Raw genomic sequence first — 25,151 nt, 5'->3', positions numbered from 1 at the left:
TCGTTCCTTCCTTTTACTGAATGGTTCTTCTTCTGACAACAAGAAGAACAGTTCCAGAAGCTACTAGTAAAATCCCTGCATACATCAAATAACGCAGCCATTCTTCACCAGTCTTTGGCAGCTCACCGTTTGAGCCATGAGGCGGATGCTGATCCCCTTTATCTGAGGCTGGAGGATTCGTGTGATCCTCTTCATTCTTCACTGGTGCATTTTTCACAATCATTGTCTTGATCTCCACTTCGCCCATTTGAATTGTAAAAGCGAGCGGCTTCTTTAAAACTACATAACCATCTGGAGCTTTCGTCTCTGTGAGTAGATACTCTCCAGGTTTAAGCCCTTTGACAATAGCTTCTCCATCTTTTCCTGTTGTCACAGATTTTATGGTTTTCCCGGCTTTTGTACGAATGTCAAAGGATGCCCCTTTTAAGGTTCTATCTGTCTGCTGGTCTACCTTTATGATACGCAGACTTCCTAAGATCAAGTGATTCTTCGCTGTTAATTGAAGCGGCTTCTGCTGATTTTTCTCAATTGTGAACAGGATCGGCTTATCATCCAATTGATAGCCATGAGGTGCTTTCATTTCAACGAATTGATATTGTCCCGGTTTTAAATCATTGATGTAAAGCTTTCCTTTTTGGTCCGTTACAAGTGATTTCTTCAACGTTTTTCCTTCTTTACTCAGAAGAGCAAACTCTGCATTTTCCAGCGTGTGTCCCTCATCATCCACTTTGGTCAGTTCCACTGCTCCCGGCGTCAGTTTGTTAATCATTTCTACTTTTGCTGGTTTGTCTTGACCTAAACGAATCTTAAATGAGACAGGTGTCTGATCCAGTTCATAGCCGGCAATGCTTGCTGTTTCGACAAATTGATAGGTGCCTGGCTTCAGTTGATCGACTGTTAGTTGACCATTTTTGTCTGTCTTTAAGTCTTTCTTTATACGTTGATCGTGCTCATCAAGCAGATCGAAGGTCACTCCATTGAGTAACTGACCATCTTCTCCTTTTTTCTGAAGCTGCACAGCACTTGTCGTCCGAATATTTTCTTTTGTCACTTTCACCAGTTGTTTTGGATTGAAATCAATCTTAAAGTCTACTGGTTCTGCATCTAGTTTATGTCCAAAAGGAGCCTTCGTTTCAACCAATTGGTAAGCGCCTGGTTTCAAATCGTTGACAGTGATGATGCCTTTCTCGTTGGTTGTTATACCTGACATCAATTCTTTACCATCGTCATTGAAAAGGGTAAATTCTGCGCCTTTCAATCTTTCTTTTTCTTCTCCTATTTTTGTGAGTTCAACAGAACCTTTCTTAAGCTGATTGATTGCCTCCACTTGAATCAACTCTTTTTGACCTAATTCAACTTGAAAGACAAGTGGTTTCGCACTCAATTCATAGCCTTCAAGACTCTTTCTTTCAACAAATTGATAGGTTCCAGGTTTTAGCCCTGTGAAGGTGATCTTTCCATCCTGATTGGTTGTGATTCCTTCTCCTCCTGCCACTATCTTTCCTTTATCATCAGATAGATCAAAGACAACCCCTTCTAATGATTTCCCATCTTCGCCTTTTTTGTGCAGCAGCACTCCGCCTGTTTTGCGGCTATTTTCTTTTGTCACACTGACCAGCTTCTCAGGGTTAAATGGAATAGCAAAAGTGACAGGTGTTTCGTCAAGCTCATGACCGAATGGCGCCTTCGTTTCAACAAACTGATAGGTTCCAGGTTTCAGATCGTTGACGATGATCTTCCCGTTCTGATCAGTGACGAGACCTGTTTTTATCTCTTTTCCATTTGCATCTACAAGCTTAAATTCTGCTCCTTCAAGCACATCATCCTTTTCACCGAGCTTCGTGAGCTGAACAGATCCAGTTTTGAGATCATTGATCACTTTGATCTCTGCTGGTGTTTTTTGTGCGATTTCGATGGTAAAAGGATAAGGTTTATTATTCTTTTGGTAACCATCAACACTCTCTGTCTCCACGAGCTGATATTTGCCCGGTTTGAGGTTGTCGACCAAAATCTTCCCATCTTCATCTGTTGTCAAATCTTTACGCACAACTTCGTCATTTTGATCCAAGACTTCAAATCGAACACCTTGAAGCTTCTTGCCATCTTCCCCTTCTTTTAACACTTCTAATGCACTTGTCTCATATAGGTTCTTTTGCGAAATGACGACTGGTTCCTTTGGATCAAGTGGTACTTCAAATTTGATTGGCGTTTCATCTAATACATAACCATCTGGTGCTTTTGTTTCAATGAGCTGATACGTACCCGGCCTTAGTTCGTTTATCGTGATCTTGCCATTTTCTCCTGTGACAAGCGAACCATTTAGCTCATGCCCATCTTGATCTAAAAGCTTGAACTGTGCACCTTCTAGTCGCTCCCCGCCTTCACCTATTTTGCTCAATTCTGCTGAGCCTTTGATGATGTCATTTACTGCGGTGACAGTCGTTGTTTCTGTTTGATTTTCTTTAATGGTGAACGGCCATTTTTGCTGATTTAATTGATAACCTTTCGGTGCGTTTGTCTCCACAAAATAATAGGAACCTGGCTCAAGATGTTTGAAAAGGATTTCTCCTTTTTCGTCTGTTTTCAAATCGGTTTGGACGGTCTCTCCAGATTCATTTTTCAGTTCAAATTCTGCATTCTCTAATGCTGCACCCGTCTCTTTGTCTTTTTTCGTTAACTTGACATGCTGGCGGATTTCTTGGTTCTGCACCGTCATGCTATTTCCTGTTTTCGCTTGATCTCCAGATTCGTAAGGCTGATCAATCGTTACATGGATCGGATCCTTGGTTTTAATGTAACCATCTGGTGCTTTATCTTCTGTCACAATATAATCACCATACAGAAGACGATCAAATCGAAGAGCTCCTTCTTCATCTGTTGTCTTTGTACCAATGACGATGCCGCTCGCAGCATCTGTCAGAGAGAAGCTTGCTCCTTTTAGCGCTTTTCCACTACTCGCATCTACTTTTTTAACGGTTAAAGCACCAATCGATCCCGTGCCATCTCCCATACCAGCGGTGCGTTTTACAATAACGGAGGCTTCAGATTCCTTTTTGATTTCTTTTACATTTTCACCTCTAAACGTTACTTCGTTTTGAAGTGTACTTCCCACTTTATCTAAAATGAGAGATTGGTATTCTAAAATATATGGTCTTGTGATTTCTTCTTTAAATTTAATTTGAAAAGAATCTGGATCAAATTCAAGGTCTAGCTCATAATCCTTCCCTTTTTCCAGCTCTTCTGCTTTTGTCACTTGCCCCTTTTCATCTATTGTCGTCGAATAGAGATGAAATGAGTTTTCTATTATGGCTTGGTTACTGCTCGGATGGTCTATAATCGTCGCATCTTGGACTGTTGATTGACCAAAGTTGATATTCAGTTTCCAATCAATGACTTTCCCTTGCTGATTTCCTGATTTGCTCGTGTATTTCCCCCCATTTGGAATGGACACCACTGCATTCACATCAGATTCTTTTGTCTGCCCATCATAAAGGGTCGCTTTATTATCGTAGGTTTTCTGTACTAAATCCATTCCTTCAACACTTGTTTGATACGTGATTTTGTATGGGGAATCAATGGCTTTTTTGAAAATCACTTCGAAGCCTGTTTCTCCCTTTTCATTTTCAAGGAATTTGATGTCATAATGTTCTTTCGCTAATACCTCTTTTTCTTCTGCTCCATTTTCCCCGCCTTGTAAATCAAGCGAATAGACGGTGATTGAATCTTTAAGCAAACGCTGATTTCCTTGAATGAAATCCTCGATTTTCGCCTCTTCTAGATGTTTCAAGTTATAGTTCACACCGATATTCCATGTGATCTCTTTTTTCTTTGCATTATAAGTTCCGTTTTTGAAGCCATTTGACTGCGTGTATGTGTCAGGGGTGAAGACAGATTGATTTTCTTTCGTCAAATCTTTGCCATCTTCATTTACCCATTCAAGCTTTACATGATTACGCAAGTTCTTTTGGTCTTTATCTGCTCTTTTTTCATAATCAAAAGACGTTGTATATGTGACGGTATGTTCTGTCTTTATTTCTTTCGTAAATTGAATATCAAATCCATTTGCATGTTCAACGATTTGATAATCTGTGCCTTCTTCAAGCACTGTATTACCTGTCGTCACTTTTAAACTATCTTTTTGCAGCGTCAATCCTTCGTTTGTAAACGTATCTTTTAATATCACATTGTTCATCGTTTGTTGATCTTTGTTGAAGGTGATACGCCATGGAATGGTCTTGGTCTTGTAATTCGGTGTTCCATGATTTTTCGTTAGAATTTGCTGGTCAATTCTTTGCTTCCCTTGTTTGCTCTCTTTGCCAGCTGTTACCGTATTGATAATCTCTTCAGATTCAAAAATCCGCTCGGTTGCTTTTGTTTGATAGGTGATGAGATAAGCTGATTGAATATCTTGATTGAATTGCAAGGTAAACCCGTTTTGTTCATCCTTTTTTTGAGGTTGAACCACATAATTTTCAAACGCTTTTGTTCCAGCTTCGTTGCCATTTTGATCAATTGTGACTTCTTTGACTTGAATGGAATCAGATATCAGCGCCTGTGTGCCGTTAAAGAAGTCTTCTAACAAAGCATCCTTTTCAGCAATCTTTTTTTCGTTATAGTTATAACGAATTTCCCATGTAATTGTTTGTGTGACTGGGTCGTAGTGCGCGGCTTTTTTATTTAAAGGACTGCCTCTTGTCACATTCACTGTTCCTTCTGCTGAACTGATCACTTTATCACCAAAAACAAGGGACGCTTTATTACGAAATGCAGATTGATCCTGATTCGTAATATCTGTTTCATACATTAAACGGTAAGCTAGATGCACGTCATCTTTAAATTCAATCGTGAAATCTTGACCATCTGCTGTTTGGCCAATTGTGTAGTGGTTTTCGTCAAGCAGCTGACCAATCGATGTTTCACCATTTAGCTTTGTATCAATACGATAAAGCTTAATTGAATCTTTTTTCAACGCCTGACCTTCTTGAATCGGATCTAACAGTTTCGCTTGTTTCACATCTTCTAAATCCATATTAAAATCTACTGTCCATTGAATGGTTTCAGCATTGTAAGATCGATTTGGTTCTCCCTTTTTAGAGACGTTTGGGCCATTTGGAATGTATTGAATCGGGATTGATATTTTATCCTTTCCTTCAATCGGGGTAATGACCACTTCTTTTTCTTCAGTAATGACAGTTTTTTTATCTAATTGCGTCCACACTTGAAGTGTTCCATGGATATTTGAATATTGTTTAATAAAATCAGTGAATTCGATGGAGGCATTTCCGCTTTCATCTACAGAAAAATAACCAATGGTTGCCTGATTAAATTTCATCTCAAGACGATCGATTTTTTCATAAATCACTAATTCCTCTGGAACCTTGAAATGGAATTCATCCCCGCCATTATAGCTATGACCGTTCGGGATGGCCCACTCATAGTTAATAGAAATCAGCGAGTTAATATCAGGCTTTTCAACTGAATTTCCTTCCTGATCTTCAAAGATTAATTTCGCATCAGTGAGGAGATTTTCTTGTATCTGCATTTGTTTTGAAACACTTTGCAGCCCTGCACGCTTAGACACGCTCACTTTGTTTTTTAGTAATTCATCTTCATCGTTTTGTTTCGTTTGAGCGGCTTCTTGATTGTTAGAAGCTTTATCTTTCTCAGATGAGATTGAGTCATCTTTTGGAAGGCTTTCTTCACCCTTATTTTGCTTTGTTTTCTCTTCTTGCTGAGTTATACTGGTGACATCGATGTCAATTGATCCTTCTAAATTTGGATCGATCTCAACATCTTCTTTAAATTTCACCGTCACTTCATTTTGTTTTGAAACGGTATACTCGCCAACAGGTATGTCACCCACAGTAATGGGTTCCTTCTGCTCCTTCTCTACCTGGATGGCTGAAGGAAGAGTGAGAACATACGGATATTGTTTTTTTAGATCAATTCCTTTTATAGACCAATGCACAGTGGCTTTTCTTACTTGCTGATCTTCCATGCTTGATAACTTATTGCCTTCGCTATCAGCAAACTCAATATCCCCATAAATGTTTTCTTGAATTTCTTTTGCTTGTGCCCCTGCTAAAGGCAAGACTCCTAATATACTAGACTGTATGACTAGCACTGTAATGAGTGCCAGCGACAATATTCTTTTCAATACATCCACCCTTTTCTAAAATTATTTTTCAACAACGATAAAAAAATCATTAGTATACTGTCAGATCAATCACTCCGCTTCTGATCAATATTTTCTAAAAATGGCACCTTAAGACCCTATGAATAAAATGAGTTGATCAATCATGAGCTTGAAAGGTCATCATGAGTAGTGGATTGAGTAACTGGGTTGGGGTCTATAGAAATGGGGAATAGTGAGAGGATCGTGAAAAGATTAAATGTGAATTTTTATATTTATACTGGAATGAACAATAAACGATGTGTACATGCATATATAAGCATGTATTCACATATGGTTCGTTCATATGAAACAAGCATGTATCATATCGTATGTAAGGTGCGTCAGTTCAGCATTATATAAATCGCCTTCCTTTCTACTCCCTTTCATATGGTAATCAAAAAGCTGCTGCGTTTTATTCTTACATTTACCGTTTCAACAGCAAAAAAATAAACTTAAATATCTAAAATGATCCATTTTTATAGGATTCATGGCTTACTTATCACCTTTTAAAAGAAATATATGGAGAATCAGGGAATAACATTTGTTTTCGTCTAATTTTTTTCTCTTTTATCATGAAAAGTGAAGACAAAACGATTTAGCCTAAACATTAAAATCATTTTATGCCTATTTAGAAAATCAAATGTTCTTTAAGTGAACTTCATCATATAGAGGCAAGCCAAGGGAAGGAGTTAGTTGTTTAATGGAGCTCATTGATAATAAATCAAAGAGATGGATAAACATTTTAAAACTGCTTGTATCAAAAGATAAGTGGTGGAGCCTTCAAGAGATATCGAATGAAAATATCGGCTCGGTTCGTGCGATTCAAAGCGATTTAGAACAAATGAAGTCGTTCCAAACAGAAAACGGAGAGCCGTTAATCCACATAAAGCCAAGACAAGGCATATCCATTTGTTATACACAGGCGATACGAGTCGACTACTATATCAAAGAAATTCTAAAAGATACGATTGAAATTCGATTGATTGACGGCGTTTTCTTTGAACAAAATAGGTCTTTCTATGAATGGATGGACGCGCTGAATATCAGTAGATCCACATTGTATAACACCATTCATAAAATCAATTCGCTTCTTATCTCGTATGACATTGAGTTACGACCAGATAGTATGCAGTTCCATGGAAATGAGAAGGAGATTCGTCAATTTTTTGTGGAATTTTTGTTTGAAGTGTATGGAAGCAGGCTTTGGCCATTCGAAGATATTCAAAAGGAAGATGCAGTTGATTTTTTACAAAAGCTATTTCAGGTGCTCGAAGTCAATCTACCTGATGTGGCTATAGATAAATTTTGCCTATGGCTCGCCGTTTCCATACACCGAGTGAGGAAAAATTTTACCATACGACGCAATTATAGGTACTCAATGGATCAGGAAAAACAAACATCTACAGCTAAAGGTATCTATAAACAAATCAAAAACTTAGAAGAACACGTTTGCCAAATGACAAAGGACACTTTTGGTGTTACGTTGGATCGTCACGAATTTGTCTTTTTACTATTGATTGAACCAGCTATTGGCCATTATAAATCAATTGAAACTGTCGAAGAAAAATTGACGTTCTTTCAATCGCATACACCACACCTCTTCGAAGCCATTCATTCCTTTATCAATCAATTGGAGTTGATTTTTCATCAAGAGGTGGCTAATCGCAAGGCGATGACACTGATTCTGCTCCAATATTATGTGTATTCTAGGGAAATTACCGTAAGAGATGGATTCCTTTTCAAAAAGAAATCGAGGTATTTATCAGAGGTAAAAAAACAGCTTCCTTACTTCTATTCGAGGATTACTCATATCATCCAAGAGTTAAAAACAGACGATATACTTGCGTCTTTTGTGAAAAATGAACGAGAATTGATTCGTATCATTACTTCTAACTGGAGGGGGCTTGTTCATTTGGAAATGGATCGGAGAAACGTGTTGAACATTTTTGTCATTTCAACATTAGGTTATAATCATAGTTTGTTTATTGCGGATTTAATTAAATTAAGATTGCCTCCTCTCATTCATATTTTCACAAGTCCAGAAAATACATTAAATGAACTGACAATGGATCAACTTGGGATTGATATGGTTGTGACCGATACTGAGCTTCCTAATCAATTAGGACGGTCTACGCTGCTGATCAGCTCTTTTCCAACAAAGAAAGAAGTGGACAACTTGCACTCAAGATTGGTTGATATGACAAACTAATATTCACAAGAAAAGCTGCTGAGGAGCTCTCAAGCAGCTTTTTTGCTTCTGTATTAATGAAGCGCTATTTGTTCATTCATCAAATCAATGGCGTAAAGCGATTGCTCATATTCATCTAATAAAAGGTAGACTTTGAGCGGTGCAGCGGTTTGATCTGTCTGCTGCGTGAATAGAACACAAGTGAATTTTTCGATTCCTTCTGGCAGCTTGCTTTTCAGAAAAGGATGAAGAATAGGAGAGATTCGAAGGGTATCAACATCTTTCAGCCAAAGCTCATCTTGTAACGCAGGATAATGGTCAACCAAAAACTGACGAAACACTTCCAATGTACTCAAGGCAGATATCCTCACTTTCTTCTATTTATGGCTTTAAGCTTACCTAAAAACAAACATGTTCAACTCATCCTATGATCTTAGTCCGTCTAGTTTCGCTTACTACTAGAGACATGATTTCATTTTTTCTTCTAAAAGACTTGTAGATCAACTTTACTGCAATGGTTTTTCATTATGTATGACGTTTACTATATGAAATACGAATTTCAACCGATGGACCTATGATCATATTCTTATCTGTTTCTTTCGTGATGAAACGACAACTTCCTTCTACAAAATTCCATTTTTATTCTAAAAAGAGGAAAATGGAGCAAAAAAGAACAGCTGCTCACTGTTCTTTTAGAAGTTATGAAAGGTCTGTCAAAGAGAACACTTCACCGCTCACTGCATCAACGCCTTCATGACAGTCGAGCTTTCCGCATAAAACATATTGTTTTTGCACATCGTCATAGACGTAGATGGGTGTAAGTTCGAGGCGTTCTCTCAATGTTTCAAAGGCTTCTTTCTGAGTTATGGTGATTTCACTAGCTGTTTGAGATGGATTGAGTATCCCGCATACTTGAAACATCTCTTTTTTATCTATGTAATTAATGGCTTCAAAAGTGCCGGCATCAATGAAGACCTTGATCTTATCCATAAATCCACAGCCTTCTTGCTCATTCGTTTTTAATATCGCTTCGATGCAGCCATGGTCGCGGTGGAGTGTTTTTAGCACCCACTTCCCTGTATCCTTTGAATATTTTTGCGCCAAAAAGGTGCGAACCGCTTTGATACACTCAGCCTGCTCTTCTTTTGAGATCGGGAATGTATCCGGCGAAGGCTCCAGTGAGAAGGCTTGTTCAGCAGTAATGTCCTCGTTTATATCGATTTCCTTTTTTTCAAAAGCTTTGTTTGACGGTTCATTCCACTCCATGACCTGATTCATGTGGATACAATGCGTTTCTTCACGCCCAATTTCAAACGGTATCATTCCTGTTCCATCGTTCTTGATATAAATTTCTTCTAACGCATATATAGGGCGGATTCGATTCTGCTCGAAGGATGGCCAATCAAACCGCTGCACTTGCTGCTGAGCTAAATTCTCGATCCTATCAATGGAAAGCACATATTCTTCAGTTCTTAGTCGTTCTTTTGCCATAAATGGCCCTCGATGTATATAGTGAATGAGCTGCCCATGTTCATCCCATTTCACTTCGATTCTGCCTGAAGGCGTCACTTTCACACCATCTATTGCTTCTTCGAAAAAAAGTTCCCCTTTCTCCTTTTGATGCATATGAAAATGCTCACCATAGACCAACCCTGTTTCTTGTTCGATCCATTGAATGACATGAGCTGGATAAGGCCTCTTAAATGTGACACCATTCTTCGCGAAGGTTTTGTCCATGACAAAAATGACCGTTTCAATCTGGCCTGTATTCAAATTCACGTCAATCACAGCTGTGCCGTCCGGGTTTAGATCATCGTCCTCGGGTTCAGCTTCATGAGAGGGAAACCATTCCATATTCAATGTATAAACCGTTTCATTGAACATATTGACGTAGCGATGAAAACTGTGTCTTTTTAAATAGTAAAGATCTAAACCAAATTTCGCCTTTGTCTGATCGATCAGTTGTTGAATGTTTACATTCATTTGTTTCACCTCAAAATGATTAAGTCTTATGGAAGAACAAAGGTGATAATAAAGCCGAATATGATGATCACTGATAATAATCCTAAAACCATTGACATCATGTTTGATTCTTTTGTAAAGCCATTTAATTCACCTTCAGTCGACCGGTCGATTTTTCTAAAGCGATAAAGCATGCTTAAATTAATAAGGGCTAGAGTTACAAATAATAAGAAAAGTAAAAGTATAGGCTGTATGCTTAAGAATGGAATCGTTACATCTTGGAAACTAAATGACTGGAGGAACATCAGACCACTCAATACCACTCTCGAAATATTTTCTGTCCTCTTTTCTTTTTTCCACTCTTCCCCCAATTTTTCTTTTTCATAAATGGCTATCTGCTCGAAAATAGGAATGAAAGACTTTGTTGATCCTTTTTTAATAAAACCATAAATACTTAGAAAGAGCATGATAATTCCTAAACAAAGAAAGAAATGTGTAAATCGAATGTCAGACAGTTGAATCAAGATATAAAAAGCGACGATCATGATGCCGGTTATTAAATTAGAGACGATTATTTGTTTTGTCCTCATCTTTTTCAGGGCAGCTTGTTCCATGCAATACTCCTCTCCGTTTTAAAGGTTTCTGTTGAGCGCTCTATCTCTATTACGGTTTTAACGAAAAAATGTTTCAATATTTTCCCTTTCTACTGTCAATTCGGCTTTTTTCGCAAATGAAAAGACGCCCATCATTCAATGAACGTCTGATCCTTCTTCATAAAATCATCACATCATATCTGAGCTGCCGATCTGTCTTTTATTTGCTGAGCTGCCATGTGTTTAAAGTTCTCAATAGACAGCTCTTTTGACGTCTTTTCTCCGTGCTGTCTAATATTTAGTGTGTTGTCTTCCATTTCTTTATCGCCGATGACCGCGATATAAGGGATTTTTTGCATTTGTGCTTCTCTCATTTTATAGCCAAGTTTTTCATCCCGCTCATCGATTGTGGCTCTTATTCCGATACTTCTTAATTGCTGCTGCACCTCTAAGCAGTGATCAAGGTGAACAGTTGAGACAGGGATGATTTGTACTTGTACTGGTGCTAGCCATAATGGGAAAGCGCCCGCAAAATGCTCGATGAGAATGCCTAGGAAACGATCTAGAGAACCAAAAATGGCACTGTGAATCACAACTGGGCGAACTTTTTCATTTTTTTCGTTGATATATGTTAAACCAAATTTCTCTGGCATTTGGAAATCTAGCTGAATTGTGGCGCACTGATGGCTCCGCTGCAAGGCATCTTTAATATGAAAATCGATCTTTGGACCATAAAATGCGCCATCTCCTTCATTCAGCTGGTAGTCGACCTTTAGACGATCAAGCACATTTTTTAACGCTGTTTCGGATATATCCCAAATAGCATCATTGCCTAATGCTTTTTCTGGACGAGTGGATAGCTCGACTGAATACTCAAATCCAAATGTCCGATACACATGATCAACTAATTGGAAAATCCGTTTGATTTCAGCTTCGATTTGATCTTCTCTTAAAAAAATATGGGCATCATCTTGGCAAAATGTTCTGACCCTGAACAATCCATTTAACGCTCCGCTAAATTCATGACGATGCACCTGACCAAACTCAGCCATTCTGATCGGAAGGTCTCTGTAGGAATATAAGCTGTTTTTAAACATGAGCATATGCCCTGGACAGTTCATCGGTTTTAAAGCAAAGCTTGTATGGTCTACTTCTGAGAAATACATATTTTCATGATAATGATCCCAGTGCCCTGACTTTTCCCAAAGCTCTTGGTTCATCATAAACGGTGTACTCACTTCTTCGTATTGCGCTTTGCCTCGCACTTCTCTTGAAAAGGCCATTAATTCATTTCTGACAATCTGACCTTTTGGTAAATAAAACGGCATACCTGGCGCTTCTTCTGAAAACATAAAGAGGGACAACTGTTTCCCTAATTTCCGGTGATCACGTTTATTTGCTTCTTCCATGAAATGAAGATACTCAGTGAGATGATTTGGATGTTGAAACGCCACACCATACACTCGCTGCAATACATCCTGATTGCTGTCTCCCCGCCAATAAGCCCCTGCAACACGTGTTAGTTTAAATGACTTTACGTACCCTGTAGAAGGTACATGCGGCCCGCGGCATAAATCTACAAATTCTCCTTGCTGATAAACCGTGATGGCTTCTTGAGAGGGTAAATCTTTTAAAATATCCAGCTTATAAGGATCATGTGCAAACAGCGCTTCAGCTTCTTTGTAAGAGACTTCCTTTCTTTGGATAGGATGATTCTCATTTATGATGTTTTTCATCTCTTTTTCAATTTCTGCTAAATCCTCTACGCTTAATGATTGATTGAGCTTCATATCATAGTAAAATCCGTTTTCAATGACCGGTCCAATCCCCAGTGTGACATTGTTATATAACCTTTTCACAGCCTGGGCTAATACGTGGGCAGATGTATGGCGCATCACTTCAAGCCCTTCTTTCGAATCAAGTGTGACAATAGACAGCCAAACATCGCTGTATAGCTTTTTACTTAAATCAACCATTTGATCATTGACCTTACCCGCCACTGCTTTTTTTCTTAAGCTCGGACTAATATGGGAGGCAACATCTGCGACAGTCGTACCTGCGGGAAACTCCTTTATCTTTCCATCCGGAAATTGAATCTTCACCATGTTTTCTCTCATAACCGACACACCTTTCCTATTTTTTGAAATAAAAAAACACATCCATCCCGCGTAAAGGGACGAATGTGTAATCCGTGGTTCCACCCAAATTCCCATAATGCGTATTCGCTTTATGGCTCTGGTGCCGTAACGTGGCATTGACGGTATTGGATACTGCAATTTTCCCCAATACAGCTCAAAGGTGGTAAGACAGCTTTTCTGCGTTAGGAAGATTTCAGCGTCACTTCCCTCTCTGGTAACCGATAAAAGCTGCTCATGTCCTTTTCAAAGCAAAGATCCTATATGAGTGAACAAAAAAACACACCCATCCCTCATAAAGGGACGAATGTGATATCCGTGGTTCCACCCAAATTCCCATAACGCGTATTCGCTTTATGGCTCTGGTGCCGTAACGTGGCGTAGACGATATTGGATACTGTGATTTCCCCAATACAGCTCAAAGGTGGTAAGACAACTTTCCTGCGTTAGGAAGATTTCAGCGTCACTTCCCTCTCTGGTAACCAGTAAAAAATTGCTCATGTCCTTTTCTTCGCTTTTAATTTCTCCATATCTTACATGATGATGATGGATTGTGTAAAGCTTTATTTTGTGCAGTGATAAGAAAATTCATTCTTTAAATGTAATATTGCGCGTATTCACTTGGGCTGTATTCAATTTGAAACGCAGGAGACAAGGCTCGTTTCACTTCTTCAGTGATACGCTCTCCTTCTTGATTGAACTTCCTTTCCATGTCTACGCCATTTGGCAGCAAATCATCGGTCTCTTCGTCAAACCAGCGGCCATACTGTATGTTCCAATTCCATATCTTTGAGAAAAGAGTATCACTCATTGGTACATCATCTCTTTCTAAATGACATTCGCAATACCCACACTGAAAAGGTTCACCGTAATCTCCTTCAATTTTCACAAAAGGATGATCTACAAACTCTCGACAGCATACCCATTTTTTGAAGTTCTGACCGAACTCCGTCAGTTTAATTGAGTAATAACGCATGGAAGTTCGTTTTCCTTTCATGTCAAAAATTCCTTGATCAATTAATGTCTTCAGCCGATATTCAATAAAATCATCGCCGATATACTGATCTAAATGACCAATGACTTCTCCTATTAGACGTGGAGTGACGATGTACTCCTCTTCTGGTGCGGACTGATGAAGCCGCTTAGCCATTTTCACTAAATAAGCATCAAATTCATCTTCTGGTACGCTGATCACTTGTCCTTTTTTCCATATCCGCAGCGTATGATTTTCTTTAGCAAGTGAAAGCCATTCATTTTGTAATCTTTCTCTCTCTTCTTTTGTCACTGGGTGAATATGCTCTTTACTCTCATACAAAATTTTAAATTTTTCAGATGCGATTTCTCCGGAATGTCGAATATCCATTCTTCTTGTATTTGTATTGAACAGCTGATCAAATGCTGTCGTTGTATTGATTACTGACAATTCTATGCTTTTCTCTTTTAATAAATAGACGGCATATCGCAAGCCAATTTGCTCATGGGCATTACTGCCTGTCCAGAGAAGTATACGACTGCCAGCTTTTATTTCTTTTATTTGCTGAAGCATTCTGTGCTGATCGTTGACCATGTCGTCAAAATAGCCATATTCATTTGACATCACGTTACGCAGCCACTCTATACGGTTCGCTTGTCCTTTATGTTCGTGTAAATACAGAAGTGGTCCAATCGAATAAATATCATCAAAAGCGATGATATCATTTATTTGATCTTGCTTCATTTCACGTATTGCTTGTTTTAAACTACCCGCAGCTGCCGCCCCAAATATGATATGTATCATCATCCGTCTCCCTTTATCTTACAGTTTATTTCATCTTCACCTATTCACGGTTCTTGCGTCAATTCTATTGAGTCAATTTCATTCAAAAGTATGACAAGGAGATCAGGTATTTACAGAAGTAATAAAGCAGAAGTGCAGAGATAAGAATTTTTATAAAAAAAAGCCCACGAAATGGGCCAAGGTACTACCCTAAATAAGTAGTTCCCACAATACAAAACTAAATTTGTATGTTCACTAGTGAAATCGTTCATGTTACCTTCCTTGCTCCATTACCTTCAAACTCTTCTGCTGAGAGATTCGGTCAAACGCCACCATCAAGATGGTCATGAGTAAAGCAAGAAGAACCGTTCCAGCGCTGATCCAGCTCAGGTGCAGTATAGATGTCCTGCTCAATACAAGCCCTCCTAACCCCGAGCCTAAAGCAAAACCGAATTGAATAAACGATGTATTGACACTTAATGCGATATCAGGAGATTTTGGTACAAGTGTGACGAGATACAGCTGCTGAGCTGGAGATGTGCTCCATGTAGCAATCATCCATATCATGATCACCGCCACCATGACCACGAGATTCCCTGACACAAATGCCAGCAGCATCAGCATGATGATTTGCAGAATAATTCCGGAGAAAATCGTGAATGTTGGGCCTTTTTTATCTGCTGCAACCCCTCCAAGACTGGAGCCTAAAAAGCTGCATATTCCCGCTAGCAATAAAATGCCGCTGATTTCTGTGATGCTAAGGTTTGCTGATTCTTGCAGGAATGGCGATAAATAGGTAAATAAAGTGGAATATCCGCCTACATAAAAAAGTGTCACTGCCACTGCAAGCAAAATTCTCTTATCTTTTAATATCGATAATTGCATACCTAGCGTCACCGGTTCTTGTTCTTTCATAGAAGGGATGCGCCTATACACAACTATCAGCGGAATGAGCGTGATCAATCCAATGGCTGCAAATAATGCTTTCCATCCAATCATGCTGCTTAGAAATGTCCCGATTGGCACACCTAAAACTAAGGAACTGCTTAATCCCATTAAAATGATGCCAATCGCTGTTCCTCTTTTTTCTCGTTCGACAAGACGAGTCGCCACAGCCATTGCCACCACAATAGCCGTTCCCCCACTAATTCCTTGTAAAACCCTTGTCATCAGCACCATTTCAAACGAATGGCTGACACTTGTGATGATATTACTTAAAGTAAAAATGATCAGCATCCATGATAATATTTTTCTGCGGTCGATATTGATGGTCAGTGCAATGACAATCGGCGCGCCGATTGCTGCTGAGAGCGCTAATGATGTGACCAATAAACCAGCAGCAGATGTCGTGACCTGTAAATCATCTGCGACCATTTGAATAATTCCTGTAATGATATATTCGATCGTTCCAATTAAAAAGGCTGCTAAAGCAAGTAAATAGACAACGGCTTTATTTTTCATCGTGGCTTTTCTCCTTTGGGCATTGTTTACGATTTGACTTCATTTTTTATAGGAATTTGAATTTCAATGAGTCTTCCTTTTTCATTTTCAGACAATGGGTAATAAATCTCTCTCCCCGGCTGATCTTCTTTCACGCGGTATCCGTTATGTTCGATCCATGTCGCCAGGTCAACACAAGCAGATTGCGCAAATGGAGAATCTGAATGAAATAAGAGCGTCGCCATGGTTTCTTCAGCTGGTAACGTGCGCATCGTAATTCCCTGAGGAAGAGAGCCCCTTAACGCTTTCGCGGAATACCCAACCTCAAATTCGAACTCACTTTCTTTAGCAAGTGATTCCCTCCACAGCACGATTTGCGGCTCAGAGTTCAATTCTTGCGGATGTTTATGTAACAAATGATGAAACGTTTGAAAGAATGTTGGGATTTCGTCAACAGTTCCATGGGATTGAAAAGACATGATACATTTGCTTTCAACCGATTTGATGATGACCTCCTGCGCTTTTTCAACACACCCCTCTCGTTTGATGAGGTGCATCCGCTCCTTAATACGCGCTAATTTCTGTTGTTCTCTCTCGATCAATTGCTGAATCTCACTCTCTTTCAAGAGAAACATGCCCTGAATCTGCTCGACAGAAATATCTTCACGAAGAAGCTGACCCATTTGCTTTAACGTAAAACCTAATTCCTTGTACAGAAAAATCCGATTGACCTCAAGCAGCTGTTCAGCTGAGTAATACCGGTATCCGGATTCTTGATCGATCTGCTTAGGCTTTAATAAATCTATTTGGTCATAATACCTTAAGGTTTTGACAGGGACCTTACTTAACATAGAAAAATCACCGATTTTAAACATCCTGCATCTCCTCCGATTTGTTGATCTGATCAAAGTATAAACCTTTCAGTAAAGGGGAAAGTCAACAGGCGATTTTAAAATTCAATTTATTGCATATAAAAAGCCCTATTTCAAATAGGTCACGTTGTTTGATGAACTTTATTCGTCCTCCAAAATATGTTTAGCCGCTTCTAGTGCTGAAGCTGCTTTAGGCCATCCGATATAAAAACTAAGATGAGTGATGACTTCAATCAATTCGTTCTTCGTGACATCATTTTCTTTGGCAAGATGTAAATGGTATTCCAACTGATTCAGGCTGCCCGTACTTACTAAAGCTGAGACTGTAATCATACTGCGATCTCTAAGAGAAAGTTCCTCTCTCCTCCACAAATCTCCAAAGAGAACTTTTTCTGAATACTCAACAAATGCTGGGGCAAAATCTCCGAGAGTGAATTTTACAGTTGGCTTGATTGGCTGATGCATAGCTATTTCCCCTTTCATTCGTTCTGTTACTTGATCATCTGCGCAAGTCCTTCTCCAAAGGACCAATTCTCCAACCCTGTCTCATACAGCATAATGAATACATTTTCTTTCGAGATATGAAGCTGGCAATACAACTGGTCAGCTATTTCCTTATATAAAGACTTCTTCTGCCCGTCGGTTCTTCCTGGACCACATGTAATTTGGATATATAAAAGACGATGATCTCTTTCATGACGAAGAAGATAATGGGGATTATAAAAAAATTCTTCTTTCTTATGTGAACTGAATACCTGAAAGTAGTCTTTTTTAGGAACTTGAAATTCTTTCATCAGAGCTTTCATGATCGTTTGGCTAACAGAAGCTAAGCTTTCTGTATCGTACGCATTTTCCATATAGCTGACTTTTACAAATGGCATGAATGTCATCTCCTTTTTTCTGTCTACATTCATTTTACATCCCAATACTTGTTTTATATAATTGAATAATATATAAAATTGTATTCATAAAATGAATGGAGATTATTAGAAATGGACTTAAAAGAGTTAAAAGCATTTCAAGCCATCATTCAGGAAGGGACATTCTCAAAAGCCGCTCAAAAATTGAATTATGCACAGTCAACCATAACGAATCAGATCAAACGATTAGAGAAGGAGTTAGGATTTCAATTGTTTGTAAGAGGATGGGAGGCTGAATTAACCCCTTCAGGACAATTGTTTGCCAAAGAGATTGATCAGCTGATACTCCATTGGCATTTTGTATTAGAGCAATCACAAAAACTCCAAAAAGAAGAAATCGGAACCTTGAATATAGGCGTCATAGAACCAATTGCTGCCACTATTCTTCCTTCCGTCCTTCAAACATTCAGGAGGCAAAAACCGAATATCACATGCCACTTTATCATTGGTAATACAGACTTTCTTCACAAGCTTCTGCTCAAGGGTGAGATTGATTTTGCCATTTCAGGGGAACCTGTGATGAATACACTTCCGTTTGAGGAGTTGTACAAGGAGGAAATGTCTTTTATTATCGCAAAACAGCAGGCAGATCAAGTCGGACCGATTTCATTGATCAAGGATCTTTATGAACAGCCTTTGATTATTGGCGGGGAAAGTTGTTTATATCACATGAAATTACAAAAGGAACTCTCAAGAATAAATGTCGAGCCGTTCACTTACACCATCAGCCAGATTTCAGCGATTCCATCATTTCTAAAGGCGTTTCCTTCCGTCGGGGTGGTGCTTTCTTCTACCCCATTATCAGACGAATTTGTTAAAGTTCCAATAGAAATAGAGGACCCTTTTATCCCAATAGGAATCTTAACTCATAAGGAACCCCATCTCTCTCTGGAAAACACCAAGCAGCTGCTGCTTGATCTATTTCGTCAAGAAGTGGAGCAATTCACATGCTCATAATCTCGTTTCAGAAATAAAAAAACCTAGATGTCATACATCTAGGTTTTTCAATCTTTCAAGCCATTTTAAGATGGCTCCACTTTTAAAAGAACCCAATATGGCACCATCGCAAAACCGCTCAGCACTCACCACTCCCATGATGAGTGCAAGTATACACTGCGCATTTAAATGTGAGAGGTCCACATTCTCGATATCGTTCAATCCACCTTCAATGCCATTTTCTTTGAGGATTTCTCTGTAGCGGATAAGCTCCAGCTCTTGATGTTGTTCCGCAAAGGTATAGACATCTTCGATAAAGTGACGGACAGTTTCGGAATAATGGACAAAAGGCATCTGGATTGGGCGTTCAGCTGTTCCATCATTTTCTTGATCGATCACCCATTCTCCGATATGGTCCTCGCGGAGCATCGGTATGTATTTTGTTAGACTATCAAATTGGCTCATCGTTATCCTCCTCTATTTTTAGAATGCTTACAAGCCCGACAATAATAAAAGGAAACATATGATCAACTGAATCGTACGTTTTATTATTTTTCATCTTTTGTTTCGTGGTGGCATCTATTCAAAATTAGGCTGGAGCCTTCAAATATATCAAAGGCTCCATTTCCAACTAAACTGCTTTAGCTAAAATAATAAATCTGTGTTGTTTTGCGTCAAAATAACCCTTTTGTTCAATGATTTTATGAATGGTGTATAATTCATCCTTGAAATTACTTATTTCAAAACCTGGCACTTGCCAAGAAATTGCTTTCAGATAATACACCAATGCTCCGATATCATAAAATCTTTGAATAGGGAACTCTTCTGCACTTTTCAACACCTCAAAATGATTCTCCTGTATTTCGTTTAAAGCTTTCTTTAAGTTCCAATCAATAAAATCTTTATTTATTGGTACCCTTAGATTCTCATTAATCTCTATGCAATCGAGTCCACCGACTTGTTGAGTTAGAAAAATACCTTCTTTCGAGATAATTCTTCTCACCTCTTTAGATGAAAATGACTCATGTTGATTGATGATAAGATCAAATTTTCCAGTCTCAAACGGAAGATTTCCATCATTAGAAATTTGAACTACCTTCACTCCTAAGGGTGTTAATCGTTCTTTTGCGATAGGTACATTAGGCAAGTAACCTTCTGTAGCATAAACTGACGTTGGAAAAGGTCTTAATTTTGATAAAAACTCTCCACCACCTGTTCCCATGTCCAGCATTGATTTTGCATTTTGAACAAGAGAAGTAGCTATACTACCATATGACCATGAAAGCAGCTCACTTTTCATTCTTCCAGTTTCAGATATGAATGAGAAATCCCACCCAACAAAAGGTTCATCTGCTTGTTTTATAAACGAAGAAAACTGTTTGGCATTCATCATAATCCCTCCAATTATCATTTTGAGTTTAATGATTAAATATTTGGCGGGCCTCTTACGAATGTATAAAGTTGTTATTTTTCATGTTCTTTCAGTCTCATATTGAATCACTCCCATTAAAATACTTAAAATTATATTTAAAGAGCACCTTGCCGAAGACCTTGATTTTATATTCATCCAGCTGATAATTGCGTGAGACATAAGTTGTTTTGAGAATCGAGAGTACATGATGGGTGTCTCACTATAGAGAACTAAGTACAATAAGAACCCGAATAGGAAAAATAGATTGTTAGTTAAAGTAAAACCCCTCCTGTTGGAAGGGTTTTTATCATTTAGATACTGCCTTTTCTATTGCTGGTTTCGGTCCATCATAGCTGTTATTTCCTTTTTATTTAAGAGATAAAGACACCACACACTCCACATGCGCGGTATGCGGAAACATATCAACTGGCTGCATGTATTCGATCTTGTAGTCTTTTGACATGTATTCAAGGTCTTTTGCTAGTGTGGATGGGTTGCAAGAGACATAGACAAAGCGTTTTGATTTGACTTGTTTGACGGTGTCTAAGAAGGTGCGCTCGCAGCCTGTTCTTGGCGGGTCGACGACGATGACGTCAGGGCGAAAGCCTTCTTTGACCCATTTTGGCAACCAATGTTCAGCTGTTCCTGTTACATAGGTCGCGTTTTTCATGCCGTGTTTTTTGGCATTTTTCTTCGCATCATCAATTGATTCTTTGATGACATCCATTCCTCTCACTTCTTTTGCGCCATCTGAGAGCCACATCCCAATGGTTCCAACGCCGCAATACGCATCGACAACCTTTTCTTTGCCAGTCAATTTGGCCGCTTTTTTCGCTTCATCGTAAAGCTTCAGCGTCTGCTTCGGATTCAATTGGAAGAAAGCACGTGCACTCAATTCAAAGGAGACGTCTCCTAAAAATTCTTGGATGACCATATTGCCAGCTAGGTGAGATGTTTTATGGCCGAAGATGACTGATGTTTTTTCACCATTAATATTGTGCATGATAGACGTCACTTCAGGCAGTCGTTTTTGAATGGCTTCTGCGATTTCTTTTTTCTTTGGAAATTCAGGTTTTGATGTGACAAGAACGACTTGTACTTCACCTGTTTCAAAGCCGACACGCACGACAATCGAGCGTACGTCACCTTTTCTTGTCCGTTCATTGTAGACCGATACGCCGAATTTCTCTAAAATTTTGCGGACAACGCCTGTTGTTTTGTTCGTTTTTGGATGCTGCACGATACATTCCTTGATCGGTACAAGCTTATGGGAATTTAATCCATAAAGTCCTGCAATGATGTCTCCGCTGTGAGAACGTCCTACTTGGAACTGACTTTTGTTTCGGTAATGCCACGGATCTTCCATGCCGATCGTTGGCCGAATATCAAGCTTTTCAACCGATAGCTTTGTATGGCGCTCCATTGATTGAATGACAATATCACGCTTTTCATTTAGCTGCTGCTCATACGCCAAATGCTGAAGCTGACAGCCGCCGCACTGTTCGTATACTGGGCATGGCGGTTTGACTCGATGCTCGGAGCGCTTTCGCACTTTCCTCACTGTACCTTCTGCATATTTTGCTTGGACATTCGTTGCTTCAACGACCACTTCCTCACCTGGAAGTGCACCTGGGACAAAGACCACTTGCTTTTTAAAATAACCGACCCCTTCACCATTAATGCCAAGGCGTTTAATGGTAAGCGGAAACTGCTGTCCCTTTTGCAAAAGGGCACCTTGCTGTTTTTCTTTCACTTTATTCTCTCCGTTCTATTTGAACCCTTGATAGGTTGTCTTCATTTTATTCCATCTCATTAGTATATCACGTCTTAGACAAAGAGAGAAAATTCCTTTCCGTTATTTATCTGTCTCAATGCTTCTCCATAAATATAAAGAAGCGTAGCTTAAATATGGGGTCCATTCCTTGCTTAGCGCTGACATCTCTTCTTTTGTCGGTTTTTCAGGCAGGTCGAAGTGCCGTTTGATTGCATTTTGAATGCCGATATCTGCCATCGGAAAAAGATTTGGTCTTCCAAGCCCATTCATGAGCACATTTTGAACCGTCCAAGGTCCGATCCCTCTAATCGGAAGCAATCGCTCTTCCACCTCCAAATCAGATAAATGGTGTAATTCCTCTAAACAAAGTGAGCCGCTCACAATTCGTTTCGATACATCGATGACATATTCTGCTTTTCGCTGACTAAATTGAAGCTTTCTCAAATCATCTGTCTCAAGAGAGGCAATGGTTTCAGGTAAAGGATCAAACCATACACCTTCTATTTGCTCTCCGTACGTATGGACAAATCGTTTCGTGAGCTCGTAAGCAAACGAAAGATTAAGCTGCTGATGAATGATACATTTCATTAAACAATGATATAAATGGAAATCAAGCATGAGCGGCGTTCCGATATGCTGCTCAAAAATGGGCGCTAGATTGGTTTGAGAAAAATGGTCTTGAATCATGTGTAATTGATGCTCCATGCCAAATATCCGTTTCACCTCAGAAAGAAGGGGTTCCTCTGGGCCGTCTGCCCGCACCCGAAACATAGGTGCATCTTTTGTTCCAGTAGCTTGAACGATGACCACATAAGGTTTTTGCTCTAATCTGATCGGCACTTTGATTTCTCTTTGATTCAAATCGACTGCTTTTAATGGATCACTTGATAAGCGTCTAAGCACTTGATCGAAATGATACGGCGGCTCTACCACCAGCTGTTTTTCCCACATACATGTCCTCTTCCTTTCTGCAAACATACGCAGATGTGATTGTTTCATTTTGCATGAATGATTCTCTAGATTGAATACTTTTAAACATAAAGAGTACAAGAATTTATCAGTTATATCTTCCTTATTTGTGGTCATTCTCCTTTTGGATAGACGAAAGTTTTTAGTCGAATTCAGCTAAAATTCGACAGCATCCTGCAACATTTTAGGCTCATTTTCCTTAAATTAGAAATAGAACCTCTGGGTGATATCTTCCATTCCGAAAATATTTGTATAATTATGACATATCAAGGAGGTGAACAAAGAAATTAGCGGATTAGGCAATCATTTGTTTTATCTTGCAGGAACATATTTACCTCATTGATGACCGGCTTCACTTAGTTTCACATTTTACAAAAAAGAAGACCCAAAATTTAAAAACAAAGGAGATCCGACCAATGAAAAAAACAATTCTTTCTGTTGCCCTTGCCACTGCTGTTTCTTCGACACTGCCAGTATTCGCTGACGCTGCTGAGCCAAAAACTTCAGCACCTGTTTCTACTACACTTCAGCAAACTGTCTTAAACAAAGCTGCTGAAGGTAAAGCATCTACAACTGCAGGAAACGTTAATATTAACTTTGATGTACTTGGTATTGCAAATGCATTAATCAATGCTGCAAATGCTAACACAAACCGTGAAGGCTTTGTCAAAGGATTAATGGAGTCTGCTTTCTATGCTGCTGGCGCAAAATACAATGTCATGGTATTTAACTTAAGCCAAGGTTATGAGACTCGTTTCAACGGCGTCAAAACGTTTGCTACTGTGAAATACGGAAGTATTACGTACGGAGTCTGGGTATTCGAAAATGGATCTTTCACAAACAAAGGTGACGGCGGCTACATCAACTGGGCATTTAGAGGCTGGTTCGACCGTAATGGTGGTTTCGTCAACTTCCGTCGTCCTTAATTCTCGGTTTTATCCATCAATCATACACGCACATTGAACCGATCTCAAAAATGAGATCGGCTTTTTTTATGAAGAAAACGTATAAGTTCACCGGTGCTGCTTCATGATATAATGCAAGTCTGGAGGGGTGCACATGCTGAGAAAACTTGCAGTGACAAAAAACGGCGACTTGATTGAACATGCAACATTGCAGCAGCTTTCAAGCCCCGATATCGCCTGGTATTGGATTGATTTTCATGCGCCAACGGAAAAGGAAGCAGCGCTTTTAAAGGAATATTTTCATTTCCATCCGCTTGCGATTGAAGATTGTTTTCATTATTTACAGCGGCCCAAGCTTGATTTTTATGAAGGGTATTTGTTTTTCGTGCTGCATGCCCTTAATCAAAAAACGCTTCGTTCTGAGGAAGTCGATCTGTTTGTTGGTGAAAACTATATCGTGACCTTTCATTTGAAAGAAGCGCCGTACGTTGAACGTGTGATTCGAAAGCTCAAAGGGTCTGATAAAGCGAGAAACAGCGGACCTGAGCATATTGCCTACATGCTGATTGATCAGCTTGTTGATGATTATTTCCCTATTATTTATCAAATTGAAGACAGGCTGAACGAAATTGAGGATGAAGAAGGGCATAAAACGTATGGCACGTTGATGAACGAAGTATTCGGAATCCGATCCGATTTGCTCAAACTGCGAAGAACGATTATCCCGATGAGGGACCTTTTATATCGTATTGTGAACACAAATACGATGAAAAGCGACACAAACCGTCAAGCGTATTTTAATGATATTTACGATCATCTATTAAAACTAACCGAAATTGTTGAGTCAAACCGTGATATGACAGCCGATTTACGAGACAGCTATCAGACGCTGAATTCCAACCGGATGAATGCGATCATGATGACATTGACCATTGTGTCGACCATTTTTATTCCACTGACCTTTATTGTTGGGGTGTACGGAATGAACTTTGACAACATGCCTGAATTACACTGGAAATACGGATATTTTGGCGTGCTGATTTTCATGGGTCTCCTCGTCTCGGGAATGCTTTTGTGGTTTAAACATAAAGGGTGGTTTAGAATTTTTAAATAGT

General features: G+C 39.2%; 18 protein-coding genes and 2 other annotated features. Of the genes, 4 read left to right on the top strand and 14 right to left on the bottom strand.

Annotated elements, in window-relative coordinates:
- Positions 1-13: 13 nt before the first annotated feature.
- Positions 14-6,166, bottom strand: coding sequence for a SpaA isopeptide-forming pilin-related protein (locus NSU11_RS04130; RefSeq protein WP_342493813.1), 6,153 nt, complete (start codon positions 6,164-6,166; stop codon positions 14-16).
- Positions 6,167-6,875: 709 nt separating this feature from the next.
- Here NSU11_RS04130 and NSU11_RS04125 point away from each other — a divergent pair.
- Entirely contained in the window at positions 6,876-8,384 is a 1,509-nt protein-coding gene (locus NSU11_RS04125; protein WP_342493812.1) for a helix-turn-helix domain-containing protein, read from the top strand.
- 53 nt (positions 8,385-8,437) lie between these two features.
- Here the strand turns inward: NSU11_RS04125 and NSU11_RS04120 are convergent, their stop codons facing one another.
- The 9 genes from NSU11_RS04120 to NSU11_RS04080 form a co-directional block, all read right to left on the bottom strand.
- A complete protein-coding gene (locus tag NSU11_RS04120; RefSeq protein WP_024425245.1) occupies positions 8,438-8,719 on the bottom strand; it encodes a hypothetical protein in 282 nt (93 codons plus the stop codon).
- Positions 8,720-9,062: 343 nt separating this feature from the next.
- Entirely contained in the window at positions 9,063-10,346 is a 1,284-nt protein-coding gene (locus NSU11_RS04115; RefSeq protein ID WP_342493811.1) for a hypothetical protein, read from the bottom strand.
- A 26-nt stretch (positions 10,347-10,372) separates the two neighbouring features.
- Entirely contained in the window at positions 10,373-10,939 is a 567-nt protein-coding gene (locus NSU11_RS04110) for a hypothetical protein (protein ID WP_342493810.1), read from the bottom strand.
- Positions 10,940-11,112: 173 nt separating this feature from the next.
- Positions 11,113-13,035, bottom strand: a complete 1,923-nt coding sequence (gene thrS / locus NSU11_RS04105) for a threonine--tRNA ligase (RefSeq protein WP_342493809.1) — start codon at positions 13,033-13,035, stop codon at positions 11,113-11,115.
- Between the two features lie 52 nt (positions 13,036-13,087).
- Positions 13,088-13,312: a binding site (T-box leader), on the bottom strand.
- A gap of 37 nt (positions 13,313-13,349) precedes the next feature.
- Positions 13,350-13,574 (bottom strand) — a binding site (T-box leader).
- 74 nt (positions 13,575-13,648) lie between these two features.
- On the bottom strand, positions 13,649-14,830 hold the full coding sequence (locus NSU11_RS04100) for a DUF1835 domain-containing protein (RefSeq protein ID WP_122632141.1): 1,182 nt from the start codon (positions 14,828-14,830) through the stop codon (positions 13,649-13,651).
- A 252-nt stretch (positions 14,831-15,082) separates the two neighbouring features.
- Positions 15,083-16,270: an MFS transporter gene (locus NSU11_RS04095; protein ID WP_024425249.1), complete on the bottom strand. Its 1,188-nt coding sequence runs from the start codon at positions 16,268-16,270 to the stop codon at positions 15,083-15,085.
- 26 nt (positions 16,271-16,296) lie between these two features.
- Positions 16,297-17,124, bottom strand: coding sequence for a MerR family transcriptional regulator (locus NSU11_RS04090; protein ID WP_342493808.1), 828 nt, complete (start codon positions 17,122-17,124; stop codon positions 16,297-16,299).
- Between the two features lie 138 nt (positions 17,125-17,262).
- Positions 17,263-17,586, bottom strand: coding sequence for a carboxymuconolactone decarboxylase family protein (locus NSU11_RS04085; RefSeq protein WP_122632139.1), 324 nt, complete (start codon positions 17,584-17,586; stop codon positions 17,263-17,265).
- Positions 17,587-17,612: 26 nt separating this feature from the next.
- The gene (locus NSU11_RS04080; protein WP_122632138.1) at positions 17,613-18,002 is read right to left on the bottom strand and encodes a tautomerase family protein; all 390 of its coding nucleotides are present in this window, start codon (positions 18,000-18,002) and stop codon (positions 17,613-17,615) included.
- A 111-nt stretch (positions 18,003-18,113) separates the two neighbouring features.
- On the opposite strand from NSU11_RS04080, the gene NSU11_RS04075 reads away from it, so the two are divergent.
- Complete coding sequence (locus NSU11_RS04075) at positions 18,114-18,998, top strand: LysR family transcriptional regulator (RefSeq protein ID WP_342493807.1); 885 nt, start codon at positions 18,114-18,116, stop codon at positions 18,996-18,998.
- 30 nt (positions 18,999-19,028) lie between these two features.
- Here the strand turns inward: NSU11_RS04075 and NSU11_RS04070 are convergent, their stop codons facing one another.
- The 4 genes from NSU11_RS04070 to NSU11_RS04055 form a co-directional block, all read right to left on the bottom strand.
- The gene (locus NSU11_RS04070) at positions 19,029-19,442 is read right to left on the bottom strand and encodes a DUF6508 domain-containing protein (RefSeq protein ID WP_073204326.1); all 414 of its coding nucleotides are present in this window, start codon (positions 19,440-19,442) and stop codon (positions 19,029-19,031) included.
- Between the two features lie 166 nt (positions 19,443-19,608).
- The gene (locus NSU11_RS04065) at positions 19,609-20,367 is read right to left on the bottom strand and encodes a methyltransferase domain-containing protein (RefSeq protein WP_034623173.1); all 759 of its coding nucleotides are present in this window, start codon (positions 20,365-20,367) and stop codon (positions 19,609-19,611) included.
- Positions 20,368-20,755: 388 nt separating this feature from the next.
- Positions 20,756-22,141, bottom strand: a complete 1,386-nt coding sequence (rlmD, locus tag NSU11_RS04060; protein ID WP_171464069.1) for a 23S rRNA (uracil(1939)-C(5))-methyltransferase RlmD — start codon at positions 22,139-22,141, stop codon at positions 20,756-20,758.
- Positions 22,142-22,243: 102 nt separating this feature from the next.
- Positions 22,244-23,113, bottom strand: a complete 870-nt coding sequence (locus NSU11_RS04055; RefSeq protein ID WP_044334673.1) for a DNA-3-methyladenine glycosylase — start codon at positions 23,111-23,113, stop codon at positions 22,244-22,246.
- Between the two features lie 434 nt (positions 23,114-23,547).
- Between NSU11_RS04055 and NSU11_RS04050 the strand changes: the two genes are divergently transcribed.
- Both NSU11_RS04050 and corA read left to right on the top strand, forming a co-directional pair.
- A complete protein-coding gene (locus NSU11_RS04050; protein WP_024425256.1) occupies positions 23,548-24,057 on the top strand; it encodes a hypothetical protein in 510 nt (169 codons plus the stop codon).
- Between the two features lie 133 nt (positions 24,058-24,190).
- A complete protein-coding gene (corA, locus tag NSU11_RS04045; protein ID WP_149125868.1) occupies positions 24,191-25,150 on the top strand; it encodes a magnesium/cobalt transporter CorA in 960 nt (319 codons plus the stop codon).
- The last annotated feature ends 1 nt before the right edge of the window (position 25,151 follow it).

The sequence above is a fragment of the Bacillus sp. FSL R5-0712 genome (assembly GCF_038593285.1).
Lineage (GTDB): Bacteria > Bacillota > Bacilli > Bacillales > Bacillaceae > Bacillus > Bacillus safensis.
Note: the sequence above shows the minus strand (reverse complement) of the source record. Positions and strands in the feature narration are given on the sequence as shown.